Below are 12,578 nucleotides of genomic sequence, written 5' to 3'. Positions count from 1 at the left end.
GTTTTCTTATATGAGAAACGGCTTTTTTGTTGCCTGCTGGCAGATGGGAAATATTTAAAGGGGGAAAAGAATCAAAACAATTACGGAGAGTACTTCATTTTTTACATAATCGATCCAACCGGGCCTTTGTACAATATTTTGGACGAGGAACACCGGCGCCGAATCAAATTGTCTTTATTTTTAAAGCGATCAAAACGGTTTGATTTCTCATGTTACATACACGAGCAAGTCAAATGATGATCTGGTAATCCCAAATCTATCTATCTTTATCTATATAAAATGAACGAAACACTGCTACTCTGCTGCCAACTGTAAAAAGCAGCAGTCATGCAAATTGATGCTGCGTCTTAATGTAAAAACGAAGTTCATTTTATTTATCGCCAAAAATCATTGTCGCTCATCTAATGGGCAAAATCATCTTTGAGGAGTGCATGCGATGGACTGGACCGTTATACAGCAAAGCCTGCCCCTGTTTGAGAAGGGATTCTGGCTGACTTTGAAATTGTCTTTTTTAGGAATCCTCGGCGCAGCGCTTATCGGTTTAATATGCAGTTTCATTCAGTATTTTAAAGCCCCGGTATTGCGGCAGCTCGTTGCGGCTTATGTTGAACTATCGCGAAATACGCCATTATTAATCCAGTTATTTTTTATTTTTTACGGGCTGCCACAGATCGGCATCAAAATTCCGGCCCAGCTTTGCGGGATCATCGGCATTATTTTTCTGGGCGGCAGTTACATGGCTGAAGGGTTTACCGGCGGGCTGCAAGGTGTATCAAAATCACAAGTCGAATCCGGGCTTGCGATTGGGCTGAGCCGTTACCAATTGGCGCGCTATGTCGTTTTGCCCCAGGGTTTGATGCTCAGCGTCCCTGCTTTTGCTGCTAACATCATTTTTCTAATCAAGGAAACATCGATTTTTACCGTCCTGGCAATCCCGGAATTGACCAATACGGCGCTCGACTTAATTGGAATGTATTACCACACAAATGAGTACTTGTTTGTACTGGTCCTGGCTTACGCGATCATATTAATTCCACTGTCGATCTTACTGACATGGTTAGAAAAGAAGGTGCGATATGGGACATTTGGGAATTAATATTCTTTTTGATGGGATCAACTTTCAACGATTATTAGGCGGATTATATGTCTCAGCTAAAATCGCCCTGTTGTCGATTCTCATTGGCGGTGCGCTCGGTATTCTCTTAGGTGTGCTCAGAACATTGCGTATTCCGCCGCTGCGTGCCATTTTGCGCCTGTATTTGGAATTTTTTCGGATTGTGCCGACCATCGTGCTGCTGTTTTTGTTTTATTATATTTTGCCGCAAAGCTTTCATCTCAATCTCAAGGCAGATACGGTTGGAATTCTCGTATTCAGTTTGTGGATGGCCGCAGAAATGAGCGATATCGTTCGCGGTGCGCTGATTTCAGTTCCGAACCACCAGATTGATGCAGGAAAAGCGATTGGCTTAAATGGTTTTCAGCTCTATCGGTATGTGATGCTGCCGCAATCAATTCATTTAATGATTCCGGCTACCATCAACCTGATGACCCGGATCATTAAAACAACCTCGCTCCTGTTGCTGATCAGCGTTGTGGATGTCATCAATGTCGGGCAGCAAATTATTGAAGCAAACAGCCACCGTTATCAGGACGGCGCTTTCTGGGTGTATGGTTTTATCTTCATCTTATATTTTATTTTATGCTATCCGCTATCCTGGTGGGCAAGGCGATTAGATAGGAGGGGCAAGGAAGAAGCAAATGGCTGAACTTTTAAAAGTAGAACACTTAGAGAAATCATATGGCGATAAACAGGTGCTTCATGACATCTGTTTCGATGTTGCAGAAGGAAGCGTCGTTGTCCTTCTTGGGCCTTCCGGATCAGGAAAAAGTACATTGATACGCTGTTTAAACGGCCTTGAAGAATTTCAATCCGGTTCCATTGTTTTCAACGGTAAGCCTGTACAGCCGTCGCAAAAAGTCTGGCGCAGGCTGAGGCAGGAAATCGGAATGGTTTTTCAAAGTTATGATTTATTCCCGAATCTGACGGTAATGGAAAATATCCTGCTCGGGCCGGTCAAGGTTCAAAAGCGCAAAGAAGACGAAGCCGCCAAACAGGCATTAAGCTTACTGAAGGAAGTCGGAATGGAGCAATATGCAGCGGCCTACCCGCGTGAATTATCCGGGGGCCAGAAACAGCGGGTGGCGATCGTCCGGGCGCTTGAACTCAATCCGAAACTGATGCTCTTTGATGAGGTCACCGCATCGCTTGACCCGGAAATGGTCCGCGGCGTTCTCGAAATTATCCTGCGCCTGGCCAAAAATAATATGACGATGATCGTTGTCACGCACGAAATGAACTTTGCCCGCCAAATTGCTGACAAAATTCTGTTTCTTGAAGATGGAAACATTCTCGAACAAACAGCGGGCAACCAATTTTTCACGAAACCGCAGACAATCCGTGCTCAAAAGTTTCTGGAAAGCATGGAATTCTAACCAACAACATTTAAAATTGATACATCTTGGAGGAAAAGATCATGAAAAAATTTCGTTTGGCATCCGGTTTATTAACAGCTTTTGTGCTTATATTGGGAGTGGCGCTAGCGGGCTGCGGCAAGTCATCTTCTACCAGCTCGAGCAGCAACCCGTCCAGCGTTTCCGCGATTAAGAAAAACGGCACGATTAAGATTGCTGTTTTCGGAGATTTGCCGCCATACGGATGGGTGGATAAAAACGGTAAGCGTGCCGGTTATGATGTTGCGCTTGCCAAACAAATCGGCAAAGATTTAAACGTCAAGGTCAAATTCGTTCAAGTAAATGCAAACAGCCGCGTTGATGCATTGAAATCGAACAAGGTTGATCTCGTATTGGCCAACTTCACTGTAACGCCGGAACGCAAACAAGTCGTGGACTTCGCTGAACCCTATATGAAAGTTTCCATTGGGGTGATTTCGCCGAAAAACCACCCGATCACCAGCGTCAGCCAATTAAAAGGAAAGTCTTTAATTGTAAACAAAGGCACCACGGCAGAGAATTATTTCACGAGCAAGCAAAAAGATGTGAACTTGCAAAAATATGATTCGAAGACAGAACAATTCAATGCACTGAAGAATGGGCGGGCAGCAGCACTGGCTGATGATAATTCCTACCTGTATGCCTGGGTTAAAAATCACCCGAAATACACCGTTGGAATTAAAACGCTCGGGCCGAACCAATATATTGCACCTGCCGTTAAGAAAGGAAACAAATCGCTTCTGAACTGGACAAACAAGGAAATCAAAAAATTAAACAATAATGGCTTTTTCAAAACAGACTACAATCAAAATTTGAAACCGTATTTCAGCAGTGATATCACAGCAGAAGACATTATCATTACAAAATAATCAAGCCCCTATCACAAAGCAGGGATCCCTTATTCCATTCGGAAAACAAGAGATCCCTGCTTTTTTCTAAATGGGATAAACCCCAAAAAAAGTTCCCCTTCCAATCATAATTAAAGGGGAACTTTTTAAATTGCTTTTAAAAACTCAGGCATGTTTTAGAATTTACGTCCTTTTTTGTATACATCTTTATCACCTTGAAGGACTTTAACGTCTTCAAGCGAATAAATACGAGAATACATAAGCTAGAAGTCCGTAAAATTAGTTTGGTAAAAATACAAGTATTTCTCTATTGTAAGTACCTACTTCTGGGTTAGAATATTATTACCAATTTATCTGACAAATACCTTTTCTCTGTTTTTCATTTATTTCAGACAGAAAACATACTAGAAAACATAGCATAATTTTTATAATGATTATTTTCGTATTTGTCGAATAAATCTATTGAATTGCCATTCGTTTAGGAGTAAGCTATACAATACATACACTATTTTAATTGGAGGTGCTGTACATGCGTCTTAGTCAAGTCGTTAGAAGCGGCCCGAATCAGTACATATGTGAAGAAGATGCAGCAAAATATTTAGAAGAAAAATTAGCGGATTTCAAGCATCCGGTTGTAATTACCGGTGTAAAGTCGTACAAGGCTTTCCAGGAGTTCGCTTCGGTGCCGGAAACTTGGCCGGTGCTCCGTTATGACCATACAGCAAGCGATAAAAACATGGCGGAATTAGCCGAAAAAGCAGGGGATGCGGACGTTATCGTCGGGATCGGCGGCGGGAAAGTGCTGGATACTGCAAAAGGAACGGCAGAACTCCTCGATTGTGAAGTCGTATTGGTACCGACAATCGCCGGAACATGCGCCGGTTATACCCCGCTCTCTGCGGTATACGATGAATTCAGCCAGTTCAGCCATGTTGCCTACTATAAACGATCAGCATATTTAACCCTGATCGATTTGCGGATCTTGCTCCATTCCCCTGTCGAATATTTATTAGGCGGAATCGGCGACTCTCTTGCCAAATGGTATGAATCAGAAGCCATTACACGAAATATGCCGTCCTTACCGGTGATGGTTGAACTCGGGCTTAACTCTGCAAAAACCATTCGTGAAGGCATCCTGCGTGACAGCGAACAAGCCATTAAAGACCAGACAGCAGGAAAAATTACCGATGCTTTCCGTAATATCGTTGAGATTATCATCGGTGCTGCTGGAACTGTCGGCGGATTTGCCGGCGAATACGGCAGAATGGCTGGTGCCCATGCGATCCATAACGGGTTGTCCTTCTTGCCGGAAACCCATTCCATTCTGCACGGTTCAAAAGTCGCTTATGGCATTTTGGTCCAATTGGCCGCAACAGGGGACTTGGATGAAGTGAAAAAATTGCTGCCGCTCTATCAAAAACTTGGATTCCCTTACAATTTAGACACCCTTCATGTAACGGAAAATCATGAAGCAGCAATTGAAAAAGTAGCAGCCTATGCAGCAAAACCGGAAGAATCCTTCGTCCTGCTCGGCGATTATTCAAAAGAAAAAATTGCCGAAGCGATGAAGACGATTGAACAGCTTGCAATGGAAAAAACAATAGCCGGTTGATAAAACAATACGAAACAGCGAAAAGGGTGGTGCCGGCAACAGCACCACCCTTTTCTTATATTTTATGAGCTTTAACTTCTTAAAAAACTTATTTTTCTTTCAAAAAAGCGGATAAATTTCTCTTTTCTCTTCGAATATTTTTTAAATTACTTTTCAATTGGCTGAACCTTCAAAACGGATGCAGCGGTCCACTCTTCTCCGCTTTTCAGTTCAATCAGCCTGTCTTTTTATAGCTAAGTGGTACGTTTGGAGCATTCACCATATTTGTTTGCGGTTCAGGACAAAAAAATCCGCTTTTCGCATCATCATTGTACAACATCCAGAATCGGAAGGACGGATCCCGCAGCAAAACAAAGGAAACCTTCTCCTTACTATCCGTTAAGACCATTTGATTTTCTTCAGCTTCTCGCGCAATATAATGATGATCCAAAGGTTTAAAATAAGGCGAATTTCCTATATCAGCTAGTTGTCTCTCGTCTTTATCCAGCTCGATAAAATGGCCGGTAGGAAGAGACCGCTCATTTAATTCAACTCGTTTTAGGACACCCAACTTCAAAATACAGTCCGCTTCTGTGCTTGTTTTGCAAAACGGTGCTTGAATGGACGTATGGCAACCCAGCATAACCGGCATACATTAGAACTTTCATTCACTATTTTAACACTCTGCTCCAAGCCCTCAGATGATAAGGTATAGCGTAAGTACATTTTAAAATGATTGGGATAATAGCGATAAATTTCGGATAATTCATCAACAATTTGTACAAGTTCGACATAGCTTTCCCCGTCTCTGTAGCCTTTATCATATATTTTCCAGGGACGTGCATAGAAGAAACCATGTAAATGATTATGGGTGGCGTCCTCATTTATAGAAAATTGATATGGTCTTCCAGCAAATGTGAATTTTTCCATTTTCAATTCGATTAGGTGGAAATAAGACTGGGATACCATATAAGAAAGGATTAACTTGAAAGTCGTCCATCTCCTCTGCTGAAGGTTCTCGTAAAAAGCAATATCCCCTATCAACATTACGAAAAGCAATGAGGTTCCCGCCGAATTCTGGTAAAATAACAGCTTGATATGGAAAACAATTCAATTCAATTGCATTAAAACCGTTAAAAGTGGTATCTACAGCTTGATTTGCTACCAAACCTTTCATACTCAACTCTCTCTGTTTTTAAAATTATAGAATTATCCCCATTTCATTTTAATTATGACAGGGTTGAATAATGTAAAGAGACAAGGAAACCGTTTTCTTTATTTTGTACTATAAAGGGCACCAGATACAGCTGGCTTCCCTTTCAATTTTTATCACATCTTAAGTTGTCCTGTTCCCTTTAAAAAATCCTGAATCATAAAAGAAGCTGAGCCAAGCGCAGTTGCATTCCGGTTTAGTTGTGAAATATAAATTTGGCGGCTCTGGTGCACAAATCGCGATACCCGGGACGCAATCGTACTTTGAATTGAATTCAGAACAATTGGATTGGCTTCGATTAGATTGCTGCGAAGCACAATCGCCTCAGGATTAAACGTATTAATAATGTTCGTCAAACCAATGCCCAAATAATATCCAAATAGTTCCAATTGTTCAATGGTTTCATTATCATTTTCCTGAATCCATTTTGATGCTTTTTCCAGCGTGATATCCTCTTTTGATTTCAGATTATATAAGTTTTCATAAAAAGCATGTTCGGATGCATAAAGTTCCCAACATCCATGATTGCCGCATCTGCACAATTTTCCGTTAAAATCAATGGACATATGGCCCATTTCCCCAGAAAACCCTTCTGTGCCCCGATATAAAGCATCATTTACAATAATACCGAGACCAATCCCAATCCCGATACTAACATAAATGCCATTGTGGCAGTTTTTTAAGGAGCCAAACAACTTTTCACCGTACGCTCCTGCATTCGCTTCATTGTCAATTAAAACCGGACAATCAAAATGGTCTTCAAGCAGTTTTTTTAAATCTACATTGCGCCATTTTGAGTTAGGCGTGAACAAAACCATTTGTTTCCTGTTCACAAACCCATGAACCCCTGCCCCTATACCAATAATTCCATAAGGGGAATCGGGCGCTTTACTAGATACAAGTCTGATTCTTTCAATAATAATCGGTTTAACTACTTCAAAAGAAGGATCAGCAAACTCACAGTAATCGCTGTATACAATGCCCCCTTCTAAGTCGGTTAAAATGGTCAAAATATAATTGACTCCGATGTCTACCCCGATAGCATAACCTGCATTTTTATTAAACACAAGCATAACCGGTTTCCTACCACCGCTTGATAAGCCGGTACCAATTTCAGTCACTAAATTCTTATCAATCAGTGTAGCAGTTTGGGAGGAAATGGTTGCTTTATTTAGCTGGGTAATTTTGGATAACTTAGCACGTGATACTGGATAGTGCTTAATAATTTCGTTTAAAACAACTCGTTGATTCTGAATTTTAATAAACGCTTGATCGGCTGTGTTCATATTATCTCTTCCTCATTTGTATAACCGTTAAACAAACATCATCTCTTTTATTGGTATGTTTTTATTATATCACAGTTTTTTTAAAAAAGGCTGTTGTTTTCACAAAATGAAAGTGCTATTATGTACTTGTACTTAGTTTAACAGTTAAACAAAGTTAATCGTTATTTTTTTAGGGCTCTATGAATGCGGTTTCATTTTATCTATTTAAAGGAGGAAACAAAAATGGCTTATTTCCCAAATGTTCGTAGAATCGACTATTCTGGTAAACAATTAAAAAGCGATCTATCTTTTAACCATTACAACCCAAAAGAAGTTGTAGCCGGTAAAACAATGGAGGAACATCTTCGCTTCTCTGTTGCTTATTGGCATACCTTTACTGAAAAAGGCACAGACCCATTTGGTGCTGGAACAAAAGTCCGCCCCTGGGATCATTTAACCGGTCTGGATCTGGCAAAAGCCAGAGTAGAAGCTGCTTTTGAATTTTTTGAAAAACTGGGCAATCCCTTCTTCTGCTTTCATGACCGCGACATTGCTCCAGAAGGGGAAACTTTAAGGGAAACAAATAAGAATCTCGATGTTATTGTCGCTATGATTAAAGATTATATGAAAACTAGCAATGTAAAACTTCTTTGGAATACAGCCAATATGTTTACAAATCCCCGTTTTGTACATGGTGCTGCAAGTTCCTGCAATGCAGATGTTTTTGCATACGCCGCTGCCCAGGTCAAAAAAGGATTAGAAGTCGGTAAAGAATTAGGTGCGCAAAACTATGTTTTCTGGGGCGGGCGTGAAGGTTATGAAACCCTATTAAATACAGATATGAAACTTGAACAGGATAATTTGGCCAGATTCTTCCACATGGCTGTAGATTACGCAAAAGAAATCGGCTTTGATGCCCAATTCTTGATTGAACCGAAGCCAAAAGAACCAACGAAACATCAATATGATTTTGATGCCGCAACGGCGATTGCTTTCTTAAAAACATATAATTTGGACAAAGATTTTAAACTGAATCTTGAAGCCAACCACGCTACTTTAGCTGGCCACACATTTGAACATGAAATTCGTGTAGCCAGAACACATGGGCTTCTGGGTTCACTGGATGCCAACCAAGGCGACCCGGCACTCGGATGGGATACAGATGAATTTCCAACCGATCTTTATGCAACCACTTTGGCGATGTATGAAGTGTTGAAAAACGGTGGGCTTGGAAAAGGCGGATTAAATTTTGATGCGAAAACACGGAGAGGATCCTTTACTACAGAAGATCTTTTCTATGCTCATATTGCAGGGATGGACAGTTTTGCCCTTGGGCTGAAGGTGGCCAACCGCTTGATTGAGGATAAAGTATTTGATGAATTTATAGAACAACGCTACAGCAGCTATCAAACAGGCATCGGCGCCGAGATCGTTTCCGGAAAAGCAGATTTTAAATCATTAGAAAACTATATCCTGGATAAGAAAGAAATTACCAATCAATCCGGCAGACTGGAACAATTAAAGAACACACTAAATCATTATATTGTTAAAGAAGCTTATCAAGGGGCATTTGCTTAAGATTATAAAAAATTTTGGCTGGCTCGCCAATATTGGGCCAGCCGCTAATATCTGTCTAATGAACAGCGAGGAGATCAGAATGAAATATGTAATAGGAGTAGATCTTGGAACCAGTTCCGTTAAAGTACTGCTTGTAGATCAAAATGGAAATATCTGTGCTTCCGTTTCTAAGGACTATCCATTGATTCAAATTCGACCCGGATATAGCGAACAAGATCCTGAACAGTGGGTTCAAAAAACAATCCAGGCCTTAAAACAATTAACCACAGAATCAAATGTTAGCGTTGAGGATATTGAGGGACTTAGCTTCTCCGGACAAATGCACGGCTTGGTACTGCTTGACGAGCATTTTCATATTATTCGCAATGCTATCCTTTGGAATGACACAAGGACTACTTCCCAATGCAGGAAAATTGATCAACAACTAGGTGGGAAATTACTTGAAATTACGAAAAATCCAGCGCTAGAAGGATTCACTCTTCCTAAAATTCTTTGGATAAAAGAGAATGAACCGGAAAATTTGCAAAAAACACGTTTCTTCCTGCTGCCAAAAGATTATCTGCGCTTCCGGTTAACAGGAGCAATCGGTATGGATTATTCAGATGCTGCCGGAACCCTTCTTTTGGACATTGTCAATAAATCATGGAGTACAGATATCCTTCGTATTTTTGAAATTCCTGAACATATTTGTCCGCCGCTGGTAGAGACGGAAGATATGGTTGGTACCATCCTGCCTGAAGTTGCATTTGAATCCGGTTTATCTCCTGCTACAAAAGTCTTTGCAGGTGGTGCAGATAATGCATGCGGCGCAATTGGAGCCGGTATTTTATCTGAAGGAAAAGCTTTATGCAGTATTGGAACATCAGGGGTATTTCTTTCCTACGAAAAGGATAGTACTAAAAACTTTGGTGGAAAAGTTCACCTTTTCAACCATGGGCAAAAAAATTCTTATTATACAATGGGGGTCACCTTAGCAGCGGGTTACAGCTTAGCTTGGTTTAAGAATACTTTTGCAAAAGATGAATCATTCACTTCCTTATTAGAAGAAGCAGCCCTGTCCCCTATCGGTGCAGGAGGTCTGATTTTCACTCCGTTTCTGGTTGGAGAACGGACACCTTATACAGATGCGAAAGTAAGAGGAACCTTTACAGGAATAGACAGTTCTCACACCAAACGTGATTTTACACGTGCTGTCCTAGAAGGGATTGTGTTTTCAATTAATGAGAGCGTTGAAATTTTCCGCAATTACGGAAAAACAATTGATAAAGTCATTTCAATCGGGGGCGGTGCAAAAAGCGACCTGTGGCTACAGATTCAAGCTGATGTATTTAACGCCAAAGTGATAAAATTGCAAAATGAACAAGGTCCTGGTATGGGGGCAGCCATGATCGCAGCAAGCGGCTTGGAATGGTTTCCATCTCTAAAAAAGTGCGCGGACGCCTTTATTCAAGAGGCAAAAGTTTACGAACCTATTCCGGAAAATGCAGCGCGTTATCAAGCATTCTATCAAGTGTATAAAGACGTGTATCCGCGTACAGTTGCGATAAACCATCAATTATTTGATTTGAAAAACACGAGATAATGTAACTCTTATCCGTTTCATACCGAACTCAGGAGGGAAAAACCATGAAGTTTAAGGTCAATAATGGTCTGATTTATTTTTTTGGTGCTCTGGGCGGTCTTTTATTTGGCTATGATACCGGTGTCATTTCAGGTGCCATTTTATTTATTAAAAATGATCTGCACCTTACATCCTGGACGGAAGGCATTGTTGTTAGTTCAATATTATTTGGTTGTATGATTGGTGCAGCAATAAGCGGCGCCTTGTCTGACAGATTAGGAAGGCGCAAAGTCGTTTTGATTGCTGCAACTGTCTTTTGTATCGGTGCTTTAGGAACTGCATTAGCACCAAATACGATGTTTTTAATTCTTTTTCGTATTGTATTGGGCATTGCAGTCGGAAGTGCCTCTACCCTCGTTCCGATGTACTTATCAGAAATGGCACCCACAGCTATTCGTGGTGCTTTATCGAGTTTGAATCAATTAATGATTATGACAGGAATTTTGCTCGCCTACATCGTCAATTATATCTTCTCTTCTATAGAAGGTTGGCGATGGATGCTTGGTATCGCATTAATTCCCGGGTTACTGATGCTCATTGGCATGTTTTTCTTACCAGAAAGCCCCCGTTGGTTATTGAAACAGAAAAAGGAAGAAGAAGCACGCTCCATCCTAAATTATATGCGTAAAGGAAAAGGAGTAGAAGAAGAAATTAACGAGATTAAATTAGCCAATAAATTAGAAGAAAATCAAGGCGGCTGGAGTGAAGTTAAACAGCTGTGGGTCCGTCCGGCATTAGTTGCAGGGATTGGCTTGGCAGTTTTCCAACAGATTATCGGATGTAACACTGTCCTTTACTATGCACCTACCACTTTCACAAATGTTGGGCTTGGTGCGTCCGCAGCCATCTTAGGAACTGTCGGTATCGGAATTGTAAATGTAATCATAACAGCGGTTGCAGTATTAATAATTGATAAGATCGGCCGTAAACCTTTATTGCTGATCGGAAATGCTGGGATGTCCATTGCTTTATTTGTACTCGGAATTGTAAACGTTTCACTAGGCCAGACTACTGCGGCCAGTTGGACAACAGTCATTTGTTTAGCTATCTACATTGCCTTCTTCTCACTTAGCTGGGGTCCGGTTGTATGGGTCATGCTTTCAGAAATATTCCCACTCCGAATCCGCGGAATTGGAATGGGAATTGGCAGTGTTACAAACTGGCTTGCAAATTTGGTTGTTTCCCTCACATTCCCGAAATTAATTGAACAATTCGGTATTAGTACGATGTTTATCAGCTATGGAATTATGGGAGTATTCGCATATATTTTTGTAAATAAAAAGATTCCAGAGACAAAAGGGAAGAGTCTTGAACAAATCGAGATGGAACTTAGAGATAATGCAATCAGCAAAGGAATTGACTTAGCGCATACCATTACAAAATGATTGCATAGAAGCATACCCAAAGGCTGTCTTAGGCAGCCTCTTTTTAATTCTATACTTATTTAATTCTTGCAATCATTTGCAGTAGACCCATGGCGATACAACTGCAAAATTATATAGCCTTCAATGGCTTTTACCGTTTGGAGAATCCGTTTTTGATCTTGTGTCTCTGTGATCTGTTTAACTGGCTGAGTTCCGCCTTTTTCAGATACCGTTTTTAGTCTAGGCATTGAACGAATCCGAAAATATAAGCGAATGCCTCGAGTGTCTGCTTAAGTGCCCGAAACGTAATTCCGTTTGAAACATAAAAGTAGCGAATCTATGAAAAAAAAAGAACGGAACGGCATTAAAATAGTATTAAAGAAGTTTTTTACATGTTACTAAAACTTGAAAGTACGAAAATCGTGCAAACCCCTTGTCACCACTGCGGTTACCCCGGCTAATTTAGAGCTAAGCTGCTTTAATTAGGTGTTTTTGATAGCTGACAGGTAACTTTTTTAAAAATTGCTCAATAATAGTATTTAGTACTTCTTCACAAAGGATATACTCATCCTTAAAAGCTTCTTTAA

12 protein-coding genes are annotated in these 12,578 nt (G+C 40.7%); 8 read left to right on the top strand and 4 right to left on the bottom strand.

The genetic code is table 11. The features are described 5' to 3' along the window. Window positions 1–436: 436 nt before the first annotated feature. The 5 genes from C232_RS0105045 to C232_RS0105025 all read left to right on the top strand — a co-directional run bounded on the left by C232_RS0105045 (window position 437) and on the right by C232_RS0105025 (window position 4,971). Window positions 437–1,096 carry an amino acid ABC transporter permease gene (locus C232_RS0105045; RefSeq protein WP_018661941.1) on the top strand — a complete coding sequence of 220 codons (660 nt, stop codon included), beginning with the start codon at window positions 437–439 and terminating at the stop codon, window positions 1,094–1,096. Beyond that, window positions 1,077–1,766, top strand: a complete 690-nt coding sequence (locus C232_RS0105040; protein ID WP_018661939.1) for an amino acid ABC transporter permease — start codon at window positions 1,077–1,079, stop codon at window positions 1,764–1,766. The genes C232_RS0105045 and C232_RS0105040 overlap by 20 nt, the downstream gene beginning before the upstream one ends. Beyond that, window positions 1,759–2,493, top strand: coding sequence for an amino acid ABC transporter ATP-binding protein (locus C232_RS0105035; RefSeq protein WP_018661936.1), 735 nt, complete (start codon window positions 1,759–1,761; stop codon window positions 2,491–2,493). Before C232_RS0105040 ends, C232_RS0105035 begins: the two co-directional genes overlap by 8 nt. A gap of 41 nt (window positions 2,494–2,534) precedes the next feature. After that, complete coding sequence (locus C232_RS0105030) at window positions 2,535–3,380, top strand: transporter substrate-binding domain-containing protein (protein WP_018661933.1); 846 nt, start codon at window positions 2,535–2,537, stop codon at window positions 3,378–3,380. Window positions 3,381–3,888: 508 nt separating this feature from the next. Further along, the gene (locus C232_RS0105025) at window positions 3,889–4,971 is read left to right on the top strand and encodes an iron-containing alcohol dehydrogenase family protein (RefSeq protein WP_018661931.1); all 1,083 of its coding nucleotides are present in this window, start codon (window positions 3,889–3,891) and stop codon (window positions 4,969–4,971) included. A 214-nt stretch (window positions 4,972–5,185) separates the two neighbouring features. On the opposite strand, the gene C232_RS19260 is transcribed toward C232_RS0105025, so the two are convergent. From C232_RS19260 to C232_RS0105010, 4 genes are all read right to left on the bottom strand, one after another. Beyond that, entirely contained in the window at window positions 5,186–5,602 is a 417-nt protein-coding gene (locus C232_RS19260) for an aldose epimerase family protein (protein WP_211211479.1), read from the bottom strand. Beyond that, window positions 5,524–5,880: an aldose epimerase family protein gene (locus C232_RS20515; protein ID WP_211211476.1), complete on the bottom strand. Its 357-nt coding sequence runs from the start codon at window positions 5,878–5,880 to the stop codon at window positions 5,524–5,526. The genes C232_RS19260 and C232_RS20515 overlap by 79 nt, the downstream gene beginning before the upstream one ends. Further along, window positions 5,831–6,127: a hypothetical protein gene (locus tag C232_RS20110; RefSeq protein WP_211211475.1), complete on the bottom strand. Its 297-nt coding sequence runs from the start codon at window positions 6,125–6,127 to the stop codon at window positions 5,831–5,833. Before C232_RS20110 ends, C232_RS20515 begins: the two co-directional genes overlap by 50 nt. Window positions 6,128–6,279: 152 nt before the next feature. Next, the gene (locus C232_RS0105010; RefSeq protein ID WP_018661929.1) at window positions 6,280–7,449 is read right to left on the bottom strand and encodes an ROK family protein; all 1,170 of its coding nucleotides are present in this window, start codon (window positions 7,447–7,449) and stop codon (window positions 6,280–6,282) included. A gap of 222 nt (window positions 7,450–7,671) precedes the next feature. Between C232_RS0105010 and xylA the strand changes: the two genes are divergently transcribed. The 3 genes from xylA (at window position 7,672) to C232_RS0104995 (ending at window position 12,012) form a co-directional block, all read left to right on the top strand. Beyond that, a complete protein-coding gene (xylA, locus tag C232_RS0105005; RefSeq protein ID WP_018661927.1) occupies window positions 7,672–9,006 on the top strand; it encodes a xylose isomerase in 1,335 nt (444 codons plus the stop codon). Between the two features lie 79 nt (window positions 9,007–9,085). Then, window positions 9,086–10,588, top strand: coding sequence for a xylulokinase (xylB, locus tag C232_RS0105000; protein WP_018661924.1), 1,503 nt, complete (start codon window positions 9,086–9,088; stop codon window positions 10,586–10,588). Between the two features lie 44 nt (window positions 10,589–10,632). Beyond that, window positions 10,633–12,012: a sugar porter family MFS transporter gene (locus tag C232_RS0104995; RefSeq protein ID WP_018661922.1), complete on the top strand. Its 1,380-nt coding sequence runs from the start codon at window positions 10,633–10,635 to the stop codon at window positions 12,010–12,012. Window positions 12,013–12,578 lie beyond the last annotated feature (566 nt).

Source organism: Heyndrickxia acidiproducens DSM 23148 (genome assembly GCF_000374345.1).
GTDB classification, from domain to species: domain Bacteria; phylum Bacillota; class Bacilli; order Bacillales; family Bacillaceae_C; genus Weizmannia; species Weizmannia acidiproducens.
Note: the sequence above shows the minus strand (reverse complement) of the source record. Positions and strands in the feature narration are given on the sequence as shown.